General features: G+C 63.1%; 15 protein-coding genes. 3 read left to right on the top strand and 12 right to left on the bottom strand.

Annotated features, from left to right (window positions below):
* Positions 1–6 precede the first annotated feature (6 nt).
* Entirely contained in the window at positions 7–432 is a 426-nt protein-coding gene (locus tag EEB12_RS00565) for a PPOX class F420-dependent oxidoreductase (protein WP_019748505.1), read from the top strand.
* On the opposite strand, the gene EEB12_RS00560 is transcribed toward EEB12_RS00565, so the two are convergent.
* Entirely contained in the window at positions 433–1,569 is a 1,137-nt protein-coding gene (locus EEB12_RS00560; protein WP_141487257.1) for a M24 family metallopeptidase, read from the bottom strand.
* Between the two features lie 37 nt (positions 1,570–1,606).
* On the opposite strand from EEB12_RS00560, the gene EEB12_RS00555 reads away from it, so the two are divergent.
* Positions 1,607–2,572 carry a 5'-3' exonuclease gene (locus EEB12_RS00555; protein WP_029538151.1) on the top strand — a complete coding sequence of 322 codons (966 nt, stop codon included), beginning with the start codon at positions 1,607–1,609 and terminating at the stop codon, positions 2,570–2,572.
* A gap of 4 nt (positions 2,573–2,576) precedes the next feature.
* Here the strand turns inward: EEB12_RS00555 and EEB12_RS00550 are convergent, their stop codons facing one another.
* The 7 genes from EEB12_RS00550 to pafA form a co-directional block, all read right to left on the bottom strand.
* Complete coding sequence (locus tag EEB12_RS00550) at positions 2,577–3,410, bottom strand: DUF4333 domain-containing protein (protein WP_020907805.1); 834 nt, start codon at positions 3,408–3,410, stop codon at positions 2,577–2,579.
* Between the two features lie 52 nt (positions 3,411–3,462).
* The gene (locus EEB12_RS00545; protein ID WP_031331528.1) at positions 3,463–6,174 is read right to left on the bottom strand and encodes a DEAD/DEAH box helicase; all 2,712 of its coding nucleotides are present in this window, start codon (positions 6,172–6,174) and stop codon (positions 3,463–3,465) included.
* A gap of 48 nt (positions 6,175–6,222) precedes the next feature.
* Entirely contained in the window at positions 6,223–7,251 is a 1,029-nt protein-coding gene (gene tatC / locus EEB12_RS00540) for a twin-arginine translocase subunit TatC (protein WP_019748510.1), read from the bottom strand.
* Positions 7,252–7,324: 73 nt separating this feature from the next.
* Positions 7,325–7,600 (bottom strand): Sec-independent protein translocase subunit TatA, encoded by a 276-nt coding sequence (tatA, locus tag EEB12_RS00535; RefSeq protein ID WP_003944836.1) that lies wholly within the window; start codon positions 7,598–7,600, stop codon positions 7,325–7,327.
* A gap of 134 nt (positions 7,601–7,734) precedes the next feature.
* Positions 7,735–8,712, bottom strand: a complete 978-nt coding sequence (locus EEB12_RS00530) for a helix-turn-helix transcriptional regulator (RefSeq protein WP_021333486.1) — start codon at positions 8,710–8,712, stop codon at positions 7,735–7,737.
* Positions 8,712–9,725: a helix-turn-helix transcriptional regulator gene (locus tag EEB12_RS00525; protein WP_019748512.1), complete on the bottom strand. Its 1,014-nt coding sequence runs from the start codon at positions 9,723–9,725 to the stop codon at positions 8,712–8,714. Before EEB12_RS00525 ends, EEB12_RS00530 begins: the two co-directional genes overlap by 1 nt.
* A gap of 110 nt (positions 9,726–9,835) precedes the next feature.
* Positions 9,836–11,194, bottom strand: a complete 1,359-nt coding sequence (pafA, locus tag EEB12_RS00520) for a Pup--protein ligase (RefSeq protein WP_007729869.1) — start codon at positions 11,192–11,194, stop codon at positions 9,836–9,838.
* Positions 11,195–11,338: 144 nt separating this feature from the next.
* On the opposite strand from pafA, the gene EEB12_RS00515 reads away from it, so the two are divergent.
* Positions 11,339–12,757 carry a phosphatase PAP2 family protein gene (locus EEB12_RS00515; protein WP_021344323.1) on the top strand — a complete coding sequence of 473 codons (1,419 nt, stop codon included), beginning with the start codon at positions 11,339–11,341 and terminating at the stop codon, positions 12,755–12,757.
* A 37-nt stretch (positions 12,758–12,794) separates the two neighbouring features.
* Here EEB12_RS00515 and prcA read toward each other — a convergent pair whose 3' ends face one another.
* From prcA to dop, 4 genes are all read right to left on the bottom strand, one after another.
* Positions 12,795–13,562: a proteasome subunit alpha gene (gene prcA, locus EEB12_RS00510; RefSeq protein ID WP_019748514.1), complete on the bottom strand. Its 768-nt coding sequence runs from the start codon at positions 13,560–13,562 to the stop codon at positions 12,795–12,797.
* Complete coding sequence (gene prcB / locus EEB12_RS00505; protein WP_019748515.1) at positions 13,559–14,437, bottom strand: proteasome subunit beta; 879 nt, start codon at positions 14,435–14,437, stop codon at positions 13,559–13,561. Before prcB ends, prcA begins: the two co-directional genes overlap by 4 nt.
* Positions 14,434–14,628, bottom strand: a complete 195-nt coding sequence (locus EEB12_RS00500) for a ubiquitin-like protein Pup (protein ID WP_003944925.1) — start codon at positions 14,626–14,628, stop codon at positions 14,434–14,436. Before EEB12_RS00500 ends, prcB begins: the two co-directional genes overlap by 4 nt.
* Before the next feature lie 147 nt (positions 14,629–14,775).
* Positions 14,776–16,275: a depupylase/deamidase Dop gene (dop, locus tag EEB12_RS00495; protein WP_019748516.1), complete on the bottom strand. Its 1,500-nt coding sequence runs from the start codon at positions 16,273–16,275 to the stop codon at positions 14,776–14,778.

Below are 16,275 nucleotides of genomic sequence, written 5' to 3'. Positions count from 1 at the left end.
CGTGGCATGACGCTCACCCCCTCCACCACGCCATCGGCACAGCAGACTCTCACCGAAGACGGGCTGAAGTTCGTCGGTGAATACCACCTCGCGACGCTCACGACGTTGCGTCCGAACGGCACCCCACACGTCGTGGCCGTCGGGTTCACCTGGGACCAGGAAGCCGGAAAGGCGCGCGTGATCACCAGCGGTGGTTCACAGAAGGCGATAAACGCAGCGCGTGGCGGATACGCCGCAGTCAGTTCGGTCGACGGTGGTCGCTGGCTCACGCTCGAAGGGCCGGCACGCGTGCTCGCCGACGAGGACTCCGTGGCCGACGCCGTTCGGCGCTATGCCGAGCGGTACCGCCAGCCACGGGTCAACCCAGCGCGCGTGGTCATCGAAATCGACGTCACCCGCATCCTCGGGTCCGCGGCGTTCAAGGAAAGCTGATCAGCCGAGGACAGTCAGGCCGTGCGGACGGTTGTTGAACGACTCGCAACCGTCCGCGGTCACGACGACGATGTCCTCGATACGGGCACCCCAACTGCCGCGGAAGTAGATTCCCGGTTCGATGCTGAAGGCCATACCTTCGACGAGTTCGATGGTGTTGCCCTCGACGACGTACGGCTCCTCGTGCACGGACAGCCCGATACCGTGACCGGTGCGGTGAACGAAGACCTCCGCAAGACCTTGTGCGGCAAGCACTTCGCGGGCGGCAACGTCGACGGATTCTGCGGATACTCCTGGCCGCACCGAATCGACGGCAGCCTGCTGTGCCGCTTCGAGTACCGCGAACTGCGCTGATACCTCGGCGGACGGCTGTCCCATGCTGTACGTGCGGGTGGAATCCGAGTTGTAGCCGGGCTCGACCGGTCCGCCGATGTCGATCACGACGACATCGCCGCTCTCGATCACCCGGTCCGAAACCTCGTGGTGCGGATCGGCGCCGTGCGGGCCTGATCCGACGATCACAAACGCGGCCTCGGTGTGCCCCTCTTCGAGAATCGCCTCCGAAATCGCCTCGCCCACTTCGGCTTCCGTACGGCCGACGATCAAGAACTCGGCCATGCGGGCGTGAACACGGTCGATCGCCGCACCGGCCCGTCGCAACGCCTCGATCTCGGCGTCGTCCTTGACCATCCGCAATTCACGCAAGACGCTGGTAGCGAGGATCGGCAACGCGCCCAAGGTGTCTGCGAGCGGGATCAGGTGCAATGCAGGCATCGCATCCGTCACCGCAACCTTGGCGCCGGTCGGGAGTTGCGCCGCCACAATCGCATACGGGTCGACACCGTCGACCCAGTCGAGGACGGTCAGCCCGAGATCGCCCACCGCCGATTCCTTCAACGACGCCAACTCCAAGCGAGGAAGCACGACAGACGCCTTCGCCGTGTCCGCAGCGATGACCAACGCGGTCAAGCGCTCGAAGGAGTCGGCCCGAGAACCCGTCAGGTACCGAAGATCCGGGCCTGGAGTCACCACCAGACCGTCGAGCCCTGCTGATCGAGCCAACTCCGCGGCGCGGGCGATACGTGCGCCGTAGACGGCGCTGGAGAATCGGGAATCCTGTTCGGCTGGAGACGTCATGGCTTACAGGTTAGTGCCGACTGGCAGGATGGTGACCATGAGTGGGCCATTGCTTCTCCTCGACGGTGCCAGCCTGTGGTTTCGTGCGTTCTACGCGCTGCCCGAGTCATTCGTCGACCCCGACGGAAGACCTGTCAACGCCGTGCGCGGTTTCACCGACATGGTGGCTTCCCTGATCACCAAACACCAGCCGAGTCGTCTCGCGGTGTGCCTGGACTTGGATTGGCGACCGCAGTTCCGCGTCGATGCAGTCCCGACGTACAAAGCGCATCGCGTCGAAGAAGGCTCTGACGGTTCGTCCGAAGAAGTTCCGGACACGTTGACGCCTCAGGTCGACATGATCATGGACGTGCTCGCAGCAGCAGGAATCGCGACAGCGGGTGCCGTCGGACTCGAAGCCGACGACGTGCTGGGAACGCTCGCCGCCACCGAGCGCGAAGATCTCACCGTCGTCGTCAGTGGTGACCGAGACCTTTTGCAGGTCGTCACCGACGAGTACGTGCCCGTTCGTGTCCTCTACGTGGGCCGTGGCTTGTCCAAGGCCGAACTCTTCGGACCGGTCGAGGTTGCCGAGAAGTACGGAGTACCCGGTGACCGTGCGGGCGAGGCATACGCCGAACTCGCGGTACTGCGCGGAGACGCCTCCGACGGTCTACCCGGCATCAAGGGTGTCGGTGAGAAGACTGCGTCGACGCTGATGCTGCGCTACGGCTCGTTGGCCGGACTTCGCGCGGCCGCAGCTGATCCGGAATCCGACATGGCCAAGGGAATTCGCGCAAAACTCACCTCACCAGAGGCCATCGCTTACCTTGATGCTGCGTTGCCGGTAGTACGAGTGGTTCGCGACGCGGACGTTCAGTTCTCGAAGGACGACCAACTCCCGGCGGCCCCCGTCGATCCCGCACGCTTCGAGGAAGTGGCGGCCTCGCTGAACATCGAGCGTTCGGCCGGACGGCTTGCCGCCGCGCTCGAGGCTGCGGCGGCAGGCCGTTCCGACCAGTAGAGCGTCAGCTCGGGCGGCTGACCTCGTACGTGCCGTTGTCGTCGACAAACGTCACAGTCACGTTCGACTTCACACCCGCGATCGAAAGCGTGCAGGTGAACTTGTTGCCTGACTTGACTTCCTGATCCGCGGGGCACTGAACGTTGCTCACGTTCTTTGCCCCGTAGGACTCGGTGACGATCTTCTCGACGCCGGCCTGAGCCGCGCTCTGATCGAGTGTGTTCTTGCCGAAGACACCGAACACCAGGGCCACCACGACAGCAGCAAGAACGACGAGAACACCGATCGCACCGAAGATCAAGGGCTTCTTCGACTTACCCGACTGGTTTCCGGGCGCACCGGGACTCGGGAACGGCTGAGCCTGGTTCCACTGATTCTGCTGTCCCGGCGCTTGGCCGGGAGCGGCGGCGCCCCATGCCTGCTGAGGTGCGGCAGCAGGCGGCTGACCCCAGGCCTGGGTTGCGTCAGGTGCCTGCTGTTGCCCCGGCTGACCCCACGGCTGAGCGGGAGGCTGCTGCTGAGGTTGTCCCCACGGCTGTTGCTGGCCGGGTTGTCCTTGTCCAGGTTGCTGCGGCTGACCGTACGCAGGCTGACCACCAGGCTGCCCGGGCTGGCCGTAGGCAGGTTGTCCCCACGGCTGTTGCTGGCCGGGTTGTTGACCGGGCTGCGGTGTTTGACCAGGCTGACCCCACGGCTGCTGCTGGCCGGGCTGCTGACCAGGCTGCTGCTGACCGCCCGGCTGCTGAGGATTCTGCCCCCACTGCTGCTCGTTCGGCTGCTGCTGATCACCAGGACCCCATTGCCGATTCGGATCGTTCGGTCCGTAAGGCCCGCTCATGTTCGCCTCCCACTCGAAATACCAGTCTGCGAATCAAACCACATAGTTGCGGTCATGCTGCGTCGACAGCAACTACCCCGCGACGAATTGCAGCTACCGCCCGCGCCGCAGTCTTCGCGACGTCGGCATCCGTCGATGTCAGGCGGACCTGATCGAGCAGATCGATCACCTGACGACACCAACGTACAAAGTCACCCGCAGACAACGCACGGCCCTGCACTCCGGCCGCGATCAGTGCGTCGACAAGCGAGTTCTCACTCGCCCAGTGATAAACGGCGGTGACGAATCCGAGATCCGGTTCCCGCGTCGGCGGCAGCTTGTGGCGAATCTCGTCCGACCGCAGTTCGCTCCACAATCGTTGAGTGTCGTTGAGGGCGTGACGAAGCGCCGCTGTCGGCACCCGATCAACGGTGTCGCCGTCCCGACGTGATTCGTAGACCACCGAGGAGACGACGGCCGCCAACTCGGCCGGGCTGAGACCTGTCCACGCCCCGGTCCGCAGGCACTCGGCGACCAGAAGGTCGCTTTCGGAGTAGATGCGGCTGAGTCGTCGTCCGGATTCGGTGACTTCGGGCGCTGCTTCGGCAGTCATGTACTCACGCTCTTTGAGTAGCGCAATGATGCGGTCGAACGTCCGCGCCAACGAGTTGGTGGTGGCCGCTGCCTTTTCCCTCATCGACTGCGTTTCCCGGGCCAGCCGGTTGTAGCGCTCACCGATCCGGCTCAGATGTTCACGATCGGGCCAGCTGTGGCACGGATGCGAGCGAATAGCGCGTCGCAAAGTAGCGACCTCGGCGTCCTCGGACGCGCCCGCCTTGTGACGCTTCTTCCGCCGGGGAGCACTGATCCCGGTACTACGCAATGCCGAGGCCAGATCGCGCCGGATCCTTGCGGTGTGGTGATCGACATGCTTGGGCAGGCGCATCTTTCCCAGAACGTCGGCTGCTTCCGGGAAATCACCCGAGGAGAGTCGGCCGGCCCACTGATCGGCAGTCAGAACCAGCGGACGCGGGTCCTTCGGATCGTTGTCCGGGACGAGAACCACTGCCACCCCGGAATGACGACCGATGGGAATTGCGATCACGTCACCGCGGGCGAGTGCACGGAGGGACTCAACCGCATCTCCGCGTCGGTCTTCGCGGCCCTTACGTTCGAGCGCGCGCTCGCGCGCACTGAGCCGCTCACGCAACGACGCGTATTCGAAGTATTCGCCGTCCGCACCGCCGAGTTTCTCCTGCAAACCCTTCAGTGCTTCTTCGTTCCGCTCGATGCCACGCACCAGGCCGACCACCGAGCGATCCGCTTGGAACTGTGCGAAGGAACGCTCGAGCAGCTTCCGTGAATCGGCCGCGCCCATGCGTTCGACGAGGTTGATCGACATGTTGTACGAGGGGCGGAACGAACTGCGGAGCGGGAACGTCCGGGTCGACGCCAAGCCGGCGACATCCGTGGGCTCGACCCCGGGCTGCCACAGGACCACAGCGTGCCCTTCGACGTCGATGCCGCGTCGGCCTGCCCGACCGGTCAGCTGCGTGTACTCCCCCGGTGTCAGTTCGGCATGCGATTCACCGTTGTACTTGACCAGACGTTCGAGGACCACCGTGCGTGCCGGCATGTTGATGCCGAGGGCCAGCGTCTCGGTCGCGAAGACCGCACGCACGAGACCTTTGACGAACAATTCCTCGACTGTCTGGCGAAATGCCGGCAACATGCCGGCATGGTGAGAGGCCAGTCCGCGTCGCAGTGCCTTGCACCAGTCCCGATATCCGAGAACTTCGAGATCCTCCTCGGGTAGTTCCCCGGTGTGTTTATCGATGATGGTGTCGATCTCGCGAACCTGCTCCGGCGAAGTCAGATCCAGTCGGGACCGCAGGCACTGTGCAAGAGCCGCATCACAACCGGCGCGGCTGAAGATGAAGGTGATCGCCGGGAGCAGTCCGGACTGGTCCAGCTGCGCGATGACGTCAGGTCGTGGCAAGGGTCGGAAATCGTTGGAACTCTGGTAGCTGCCACGACGCCCGCGGCCACGCGGCTGCCAGCTCTCGACGCGTTCGAGAGCCTGACGCTGCTTGACGTGGCGAACCAGATCCTGATCGACGAGCACGGTCTTCGGCCCAGCGGCAGGATGACTGCGGCTGTCGAAGAGATCGAAGATCCGTCGACCGACCATGATGTGCTGCCACAGCGGGATCGGCCGCGTCTCGTCGACGACCACGGTGGTGTCGCCGCGGACAGTTTCCATCCAGGAGCCGAATTCTTCGGCATTGCTCACGGTCGCCGACAAACTCACCAGCCGAACATCCTCGGACAGGTGCAGGATCACTTCCTCCCACACCGCACCACGGAACCGGTCCGCCAGGTAGTGCACTTCGTCCATGACGACGTGCGAAAGCCCGCGCAGTGCCTCGGAATTTGCGTAGAGCATGTTCCGCAGGACTTCAGTGGTCATGACGACCACCGGTGCGTCGGAGTTGATACTCGAATCACCCGTCAGCAGGCCGACCTCGCTCGGGCCGTACCGCTCGACGAGTTCTGCGTACTTCTGATTACTCAACGCCTTGATCGGCGTCGTGTAGAAACACTTGCGGCCCGCCGCGAGAGCCAGGTGGACAGCGAACTCGCCGACCACGGTCTTGCCTGCGCCGGTCGGCGCGCAGACAAGGACTCCGTGGCCCGCTTCGAGCGCAACGCATGCCTTCACCTGGAATGGATCGAGTTCGAACTTCAGGCTGGACGCAAACGTGCTCAGTTCACTCTTGTTCATAACCACCTCGTCAGGGTTTCACACGCCGCCGACGTGGTGGCACGGCGCTCAGAGGGTGTCAGTGAAATCCTGACCGGGCGCGTTGTCGCCGCCGGTGTCGGATTTCTCCGCAACCGGAGCCTTGGACTTGGACTTACGTCCGAACAATCCACTCGATTCGGCCTTGGGTTTGGTCGGATTGTCGAAAGCCTCGTTCAGATCGGACGGAGACGAGATGGAGGACGCTTCCTCGTCGGACAGTGCGCCCCAGTCTTCACCGGCTCGCTTGGCCTTACGTTTGTCGTTGAGGCGAGCGATCTGAACAGCGACCTCGAAGAGAAGCGTCAGGGCCAGCGCGAGCGCCAGCATCGAGAACGGATCCGAACCCGGCGTGGCGACTGCAGCAAATACGAAAAGCCCGAAGATCAATCCTCGACGCCAGGCCTTCAAACGCTCGTACGTCAGAATGCCGGCAAAGTTCAGCACGACGACGAGCAGTGGAATTTCGAAGCTGACACCGAAGATGAGCAGCAGGTTGATGATGAAGCCGAAGTACTCCGAACCACTGAGCGCGGTGATCTGGACGTTGTCACCGATGGTCAGGAGGAAGTGCAAAGCCTTCGCCACGACGAGGTACGCCAGGATCGCGCCGAGAATGAAGAGAGCGGCACCGGCGGTGACGAATCCGACCGCGTATCGACGTTCTTTGGCGTAGAGGCCCGGGGTGATGAATGCCCACAATTGGTAAAGCCACACCGGGCAGGCAAGAACGATGCCGGCGGTGAGCGCCACTTTGAATCGCAGCATGAACTGCTCGAACGGCCCGGTCGCCAGCAATCGGCACGCGTCGTCGGTGCTGAGGTTGGCGCGACTCTCGGACGGAAGCTCGCAGTACGGTCCACGAAGCAGATCGCCCAGACTCTCGAGACCGAGTATCGAGTGTGAGTACCAGAAGAAGCCGAACGCCGTGGTGATGATCACGCCGAGGAATGCGAACAACAAACGAGTCCGCAATTCGTACAGGTGGTCGACCAACGACATGGTGCCGTCTGGGTTGACCTTCCGCTTGCGGTTACGCGGATCTAACGGAATACGCACTGTGCATCCTGGTCTTGGTCAGCAGACAACCGGGGTGAACGAATATTTCACCCCGGCTAGAACGCAGTGTGTACTAGAGCGGCTTGACTTCGGTCGGCTGCGCAACAGGTGCTGCTGCACCGTTTGCGACCACCGCGGTGTTGGCCGTCGGCAACTGTGCCGGAGCAGGCTGTGCGACCGGCGCGCTTGCGGGCGCCGCATCGTCGTTCTGCATTTCCTTGACTTCGCTCTTGAAGATGCGGAGTGAACGACCCAGACCGCGTGCTGCATCGGGAAGCTTCTTCGACCCGAACAGAATTACGACGACAACAGCGACAATCAGCCAATGCATCGGCTGCATTGCACCCATAACGACCTCCCATGATCAGATTCCTCGATGCTACCGGACACAACCGGCGCTCGGAGGTGTCAAAGCACTTACTTCAGCTACCTTTTACCTGTTTGTTTCCTGCGAACCCACTGAACGCGGAGTTTCCCCAACTTTTACGAACCGATTACGTCGTAGGCGTCGAGTGCCGCAACGGCCCGATCATGGACTTCGGAGACCAGTTCCGGCGGATGAAGGGCCCGAACTCCCTCACCGAATCCCAACACCAGCCTTGCCATCCATTCGAGTGTGCCGAAACTCATCGTCGCCTCGACCGACCCGTCGTCGTTCACGTGCTCGACGTCCATCGGGTAGTAGTCGAGCATCCACACCCACTCTTTGGTGATGAACAACCGTGCTTCCGGAAGGGAACCGTCGCCGCTGAACAACTCGAGATTCGAATCCTCCTCGAGGGCCTGCGGCGGCGGGTCGGCCGGCTCGTCGAGTTGGACGGCGGCATCGATCCGATCGAATCGGAACAACCGCACACCCTCGGCCTGACGGCACCAGGCCTGGAGGTAGCTGTAGTTGTCGACCAACACGATACGAACGGGATCGACGATGCGCTCGGAGACCGCGTCACGCGAGGCCGAGTAATACGTCAATCGCAGGGCGGTCTTGTCTGCGAGCGCGGCTCTGACCGTCGCGGCGATCGGGTCTTCGGCGATGTCCGGCGCCGGCGATGTATCCCGGCCCTGACCGATAGCTCGTGCCGCGGCCGAGCCTGCTGCGTCCTCGATCTTCGCGATAGCGCGCTGGGCCGACGACGGATCGACCATGCCCGGCATTTCCACCAACGACCGAAGCGCGATCAGCAATGCCGTCGCTTCGGTAGAGGTGAGGCGCAGCGGGCGATCGATCCCGGCCGAGAACGTGACCTCGATACTTTCCTCGGAGAAGGACAGGTCGATGAGATCGCCGGGACCGTACCCGGGCAGTCCGCACACCCACAGCTGATTCAGATCGGTCATCAGTTGAGTCGTGCTGACGCCGAGTTCCTCGGCGGCCTCGGCGGGACTGATGCCCGGATTCGCGATGAAGTACGGCACGAGGTTGAGCAGCCGTGCCAACCGCGATGACAGTCGATTGCTCATCAGTTGTCCCCCTGTCCGTCATTGCTGGTGGCCGGGCTCGCCGCGGCGGCGCGAAGCTTCGCGACGACCTCAGCACGCAAATCCGGTGGGTCCAACACCAGTGCATCCAAACCGTGACCGGCGATCAACCGAGCGGTCCATTCCCAGGATCGGACGGGAATGGCCAGCACGCTGCCATCACGATCGGTCAGCCGCCGATCGGACGACGACGTCGCAAGCCGCCGAAGCTCATGTGCGCGGCCGTCTGCGACCCAGACCGTGGCGGTTCCGGTGACGACTCCCGATCCGGTCACGCGGTCGACGACCTCGCGAAGATCAACACCTTCGGGTTTGTGAACCGAACCGGCCGGGCCGAACTCCCTGACATCGTCACCGATCCGGGAGAGCCGGAAGGTCCTCACCGCATCACGGTCGACGTCGTGCCCGACCAGATACCACTTGCCGTTGTGCGTGACGACGCCCCACGGCTCGACGGTGCGCTCGGTGAACGGTTCGTTCAATGCGCCGCGGTGCTGAAAATGAACTGCTCGGCCGGCGTCGACGGCTGCAAGCAGCTTGCCGAGCGCGGGCTCCGAACCCCGGGTGCGCGCGGGAATCGCCGTGACCGGCGCGGCACTGACTTCTGAGTCGACCTGGACGCCGGCCGCTCGGAGTTTGAGTAGTGCACTCTGGGCTGCCGAAATCAGTTCCGGCGACTCCCACAACTGCACGGCGACAGCAACCGCAGCAGATTCCTCGCTGGTGAGGTCCACGTCCGGAAGCTCATAAGCGTTGCGATTGATCCGATAACCCTCGACCGTCGAGAACCGTCCTGCCAGACCGGTTTCCAACGGGACACCCAGGTCACGAAGTTCGTTCTTGTCGCGTTCGAACATGCGACTGAACGCTTCGTAGTTCGCGGAATCGTTGTACCCGGCCACACTGTCGCGGATTTTCTCCGCCGTGAGGAACTGTCTGGTGGACAGCAATGCGATCACCAGGTTCATCAACCGCTCGATTTTTGATGTCGCCACGCCGAAATCCTAGTGGCTATCCGATAACCGAACGCGCGCCGGACACTTTCGTGCCCGGCGCGTCGCCGCAAAACAGACCTGCCGTGTTGTAAATCGTGAAAATGGGTGACCTACATCGAAGCGATCAAACGCTCGACACGCTCGTCGACGGAACGGAACGGATCCTTGCACAGCACCGTTCTCTGCGCCTGATCGTTGAGCTTGAGGTGAACCCAGTCGACCGTGAAGTCCCTGCCTGCGGCCTGGGCTGCAGTGATGAAGTCGCCTCGCAATTTAGCGCGCGTGGTCTGCGGCGGATTCTCGACGGCATCGTCGATCGTCTCGTCCTCGGTGACCCGCTTGACCAAGCCCTTGCGCTGCAGCACGTCGAAGACACCCCGGCCGCGTTTGATGTCGTGGTACGCCAAGTCGAGCTGCGCGATCTTGGGATCGGACAGGTCGAAACCGTGACGGTCCTGGTAACGCTGGAACAGCTTGCGCTTGATGACCCAGTCGATCTCCGTGTCGACCTTCGCGAAATCCTGAGCTTCGACGGCATCGAGGGTGCGACCCCACAGGTCGACTACCTGCTCGACCTGCGGGTCCGGTTCGCGGTTACGCAGGTGTTCGACTGCCTTGGCGTGGTATTCGCGTTGAATATCGAGGGCACTGGCCTGACGACCACCAGCTAGACGGACAGGCTTTTTACCCGTCACGTCGTGACTCACCTCGCGGATGGCACGAATCGGGTTGTCCAAAGCGAAATCGCGGAACGAAACCCCGGCTTCGATCATCTCGAGCACGAGTGCTGCAGAACCGACCTTGAGCATCGTCGTTGTTTCGGCCATGTTCGAATCGCCGACGATCACGTGCAGTCGGCGGTACTTCTCGGCGTCGGCATGCGGTTCGTCGCGGGTGTTGATGATCGGACGCGAGCGCGTGGTCGCCGACGAGACACCTTCCCAGATGTGTTCCGCACGCTGCGAGAGGCAGAACGTCGCGGCCTTCGGCGTCTGCAGCACCTTGCCGGCGCCGCAGATCAACTGGCGCGTGACGAGGAACGGCAACAAGACATCCGAAATGCGGGAGAACTCACCGGCGCGCGCGACGAGAAAGTTCTCGTGGCATCCGTACGAGTTTCCGGCCGAGTCGGTGTTGTTCTTGAAGAGGTAGATGTCGCCGCCGATCCCCTCCTCGGCGAGTCTCGCCTCGGCGTCGATCAGCAGTTCTTCGAGCACTCGCTCACCGGCACGGTCGTGATTGACCAACTGGATGAGGCTGTCGCACTCTGCGGTCGCGTACTCCGGGTGCGAACCCACATCCAGGTACAAGCGGGCTCCGTTACGGAGGAAGACATTGGAGCTGCGACCCCACGACACGACACGACGGAAGAGGTAACGAGCAACCTCGTCGGGGCTCAGTCGCCTGTGCCCGTGAAAGGTGCAGGTAACGCCGAATTCCGTCTCGATACCCATGATTCGTCTCTGCACACTTCGACACTACAACCAGAATGCGAGGTTCACCCGTGTACTTCGATCGCGTCGTAAGTCACGACTCGACAACGTCGGGCGGCGGCATAGTGTGACGGTGTGAGCCTTATTCGCCGAAAAGTTGTCCGAAGCGACGTCAAAGTCATGGAAAGCACTGGAGCACTGCGCCCTTCCGTGCTCGACCCGACCATGCGGTTTCTCTCCAGAGCTGCCGATCACGGCGTTTTGTGGATGGTTGTCGCGGCCTTGCTCGCGATGATCGGTGGCCGCCCCAGGAGGGCAGCGGCACGTGGGATGCTCGCGCTGGCAGGTTCGAGCGCGCTGGCCAACGGCATACTCAAGCCCCTCTTCCCCCGCCGGCGCCCACCGGCGCGTGTCTGGCTGAGCCCGAAGCGAGGCGTCGACATTCCGACGTCGTCCTCGTTCCCCTCCGGGCATTCGTCTTCTGCCGCGGCATTCACCGCGGCAGTGGCCATGGAGTCCCCGGCGGCGGGCGCCGCACTCGCGCCACTGGCCGCAGCAGTGGCGTACTCACGCGTTCACAACGGAGTGCACTGGCCGTCCGACGTCTTCGCAGGCCTCGCGGTCGGCGGCGCAATCGCTGCCGGCACACGTCGTTGGTGGGCGGTGCGAGACGAAGAACCCGCCGAACTCGGACCCGAGTGTGTGGTTCCCGCGCTCGCGCGCGGAGAAGGCTTGTTGGTCTTCACCAATCCTGGTTCAGGCTCCGAGGACGACGGGATCGTGGAATCGATTCGAGAACTGCTACCGGAGGCCATCGTCTACGAGTTCGACGCGGACATCGACTTCGACATGCAGATCGATGCCAAGATCCCCGAACTCTCGCCGAAAGCGTTAGGAGTATGCGGCGGCGACGGAACAGTGGTCACGGTCGCGACCGCGGCGACAAAGCACGAGCTACCACTTGCCGTCTTTCCCGGCGGAACGTTGAACCATTTCGCCCGCGACGTCGGGGCGGTGAATGTCGAGGAGACCGCACAGGCAGTCGAGTCCGGTCAGGCGGCATTTGTCGACCACGCGGTGGTGCGCACGGATTCCGGAGTGACTGCACGGTTTCTCAACACAGCCAGCCTGGGAGGATACCCGGACGCTGTGCGTCTGAGGGAAAAGTGGGAACCGCGTTTCGGTAAGTGGCCGGCCGCTGGTGCTGCAATGATCCGGGTTCTCGCAGCGGCAGAGCCGATGACTGTCACCATCGACGGGAAGCGGACCACCATCTGGATGCTGTTCGTCGGAAACGGGCGATACTCCCCCGCTGATCAGGTGCCGATGTCGCGTCCGGAGATGAACCGTGGACTGCTCGACGTCCGCTACTTGCGCGCGGACAAGAAGTTCTCGCGTTCACGCCTGCTGTTTGCTGCTGCCACAGGAACATTGGGCAGCTCGCGGGTCTACGTTCGCGAACTCGTGTCCTCGATGTCGGTTCGAGTGGCCGATTCACCGGTCGCCATCGCCACCGACGGTGAAGTGGTGGCAGACGCGCGCCGGTTCGATTTCGACACCGAACCGGGCGCGGTGGCCGTCTACAGAATCACTCAGTAACTCCAGACCTGCAGTAACTCCCAGACCGACGCAGCAACTACGAGGGTGCGTCGCCGTTTGCCGGCGGCGCGTCCTCAGTTGCTGCCGGAGTTGGAAGCATCTCTTCCAATGCCGAACCAGCGATTCTTTTGAACGCACGGCGTGGACGGTTGCTGTCGAGAACGGCAACCTCGAGTGCACTCACATCGAGTGTTCGCGGTTCCGCCTCAGTGGTTCCGGCCGGCGCCGGACCGCCCTTTTGAAGCGCCCCGACCGCGAGCCGCACCGCGGATTCGAGGTCGAGGTCTCGCTGGTAGGACTCGCGCATCGCCGTCACGATCGGTTCGGTTGTACCGCCCATGACCACGAATTCCTGCTCGTCCGCGATGGAACCGTCGTACGTGATCCGGTAGAGCTGAGCCGGCGTACTACTCCCGAAACGGCCGATCTCGGCAACGCAGATCTCGACCTCGTACGGCTTGGGCTGCTCGGTGAAGATCGTTCCCAAGGTCTGTGCGTACGCATTGGCGAGGGAACGCCCCGTGACGTCCCGACGGTCGTACGAGTACCCACGCATGTCGGCGTGGACGATGCCCGCGCGGCGCAGATTCTCGAACTCGTTGTACTTGCCCACTGCCGCAAATCCGAGACGGTCGTACAGTTCACTGACCTTGTGCAGCGCCCTCGACGGGTTCTCGGCGACAAAGAGCACTCCGTCGCGGTAGGTGAGAACGACGACGCTGCGTCCGCGGGCAATTCCCTTGCGCGCCAATTCCGAACGATCGCGCATGATCTGTTCGGCTGATGCGTAGTACGGCATCGTCATAGCGCAGACTCCCCTTCCGGACTCGCTGTCGCAGTACGAGCCGCGACGATCTCCCTTGCGATCTCGGCAGCCTTGGCCGTCGACAACTCCACGGCACCGGCCGAGGTGATGGTGACCGCTGTCGGATAGATCCCGCGTGTCAGATCAGGACCACCGGTAGCCGAATCGTCATCTGCCGCGTCGTACAGCGCCTCGACCGCGAACCGAAGCGCGGTGTCCTCGTCGATTCCCGGGGAATACAGCTTCTTGAGCGCCGATTTCGCGAACAGGGAACCGGATCCGACTGCGTGATAGCCCGCGCGCTCCTCGTATCGCCCACCGACGACGTCGTAGGAGACGATGCGACCGGCCCTCGACGGATCGACGGCGTCCAGGTCGTAACCCACGAGCAATGGCACGACCGCCAAACCTTGCATCGCTGCTCCGAGATTTCCTCGAACCATCGACGAAAGTCGATTGGCCTTGCCGTCGAACGTGAGTGGGACGCCTTCGATCTTCTCGTAATGTTCGAGCTCGACCGCGAAGAGCCGGACCAGTTCGATTGCGATCCCGGCCGTACCGGCGATACCCGCAGCCGAGTAGTCGTCCGTGACGTACACCTTCTGCACGTCACGGCTGGCGATGAGGTTGCCCATCGTCGCTCGGCGATCACCCGCGAGCAGAACTCCACCCGCATAGCTGATCGCGACGATGGTGGTGCCGTGCGGAGCTACGTCTCCCCCGCCCATGACAACACCTCCTGTGTCGGCGAAGCGGTTCTGCGGAAGATGCTCCGGTGCATGCACCCGAAGGTATTCCGAGAATGACGACAGATTCGAGCCGAAGCTCAACCGTGTGTCCCCGTCGGTGATCCGGGGCGCGCGATCCACCGTCACTGGCCGCCCTTCTGGACATAGGCACGGACGAAGTCCTCGGCGTTCTCTTCCAACACGTCGTCGATCTCGTCGAGCAGGTCGTCGGTTTCTGCAGCGAGCTTCTCACGACGTTCCTGGCCGGCACTGCCGTCGCCACCAGTGGTTTCGTCGTCTTCGCCGCCACCGGCACGCTGCGTCTGTTCTTGAGCCATCGCCGTCGACCTCCTTGTGTGAAGGGAGCTCTCGCGAGCATCCTGTTCGGCCCAGCAGAGTCGGTAACTGATCCCGCTCGGACCTTCACCCTACCGAGCGGCACCGTCAGGTGTGGAGAGACGCGACGGCGAGCCGCATCGGCTGTTTCAGTGAGTGAGCTGATCAACCAGTTCCGCGGCGCTGTCAACGGAGTCGAGCAACGCTCCGACGTGCGCTTTGGTACCTCGAAGCGGCTCTAGGGTGGGGATGCGGATCAACGACTCGCCGCCGAGATCGAAGATGACCGAATCCCAGCTCGCGGCCGCGATATCGGCACCGAATCGGCGTAAGCACTCGCCACGGAAGTATGCGCGAGTGTCGGTGGGAGGGTTCGTGACCGCGTCGAGAACCTGCTGTTCGGTGACAAGCCGCTCCATGGAGCCGCGAGCAACCAGACGGTTGTAGAGGCCCTTGTCGAGTCGCACGTCGGAGTACTGCAGATCCACCAGATGCAATCGCGGAGCCGACCACGCGAGTCCCTCACGATTGCGGAAACCTTCGAGCAGACGCAGTTTGGCCGGCCAGTCGAGGATGTTCGCGCACTCCATGGGATCGCGCTCGAGGAGATCGAGAACCATCGCCCACTTGGCGACGATATCGTCCGCTCGCGGATCACGATCCGCCTCGCGATCGAGGAACTTCGAGACCCGTTCGAGGTAAATACGTTGCAGCGCAAGCCCCGTCAGTTCACGACCGTCGGCCAGCGCAACGGTCTTGCGAAGAGTGGGGTCGTGGCTGATGTGGTGGACGGCGGTGACCGGACGTGCCAGTTGCAGATCGGTGAGGTCGACGCCCGCCTCGATCAGGTCGAGTACCAGCGCGGTTGTTCCCACCTTGAGGTAGGTCGACATCTCCGCGAGGTTCGCGTCACCGATGATGACGTGCAGCCGGCGGTACTTGTCCGCATCCGCGTGCGGTTCGTCGCGGGTGTTGATGATTCCGCGCTTGAGCGTGGTCTCGAGGCCTACTTCGACCTCGATGTAGTCGGATCGCTGCGAAAGCTGGAATCCGGCCTCGTCGCCGGACTGACCGAGACCCACACGACCGGAACCGCAGATCACCTGCCTGGACGCGAAGAACGGCGTCAAGCCGGTCACGATCGAGGCGAACGGGGTGTCACGCGAGCAGAGATAGTTCTCGTGCGTGCCGTACGACGCACCCTTGCCGTCGACGTTGTTCTTGTACAACTGCAACCGTGGGGCACCCGGCACGCTGGAGGCATGCCGCGCAGCTGCCTCCATCACTCGTTCGCCGGCCTTGTCCCAGATCACGGCATCGAGCGGGTCGGCGACCTCGGGGGCCGAATACTCCGGATGGGCGTGGTCGACGTACAACCGTGCCCCGTTGGTGAGAATCATGTTCGCGGCGCCGATCTCGTCCGCGTCAATCACCGGAGCGGGACCGCTCATTCGCCCCAGATCGAAGCCTCGGGCATCTCGCAGCGGAGATTCGACCTCGTAATCCCAGCGTGTGCGCTTGGCCCGTGGCACGCCCGCTGCGGCGGCGTAGGCAAGCACCGCCTGGGTTGAAGTGAGAATCGGATTCGCCGACGGCTCACTGGGTGAAGATATTCCGTATTCGACCTCGACACCGATGATCCGCTGCAT

The organism is Rhodococcus sp. WS1 (assembly GCF_003797745.1).
Lineage (GTDB): Bacteria > Actinomycetota > Actinomycetes > Mycobacteriales > Mycobacteriaceae > Rhodococcus_F > Rhodococcus_F erythropolis.
Note: the sequence above shows the minus strand (reverse complement) of the source record. Positions and strands in the feature narration are given on the sequence as shown.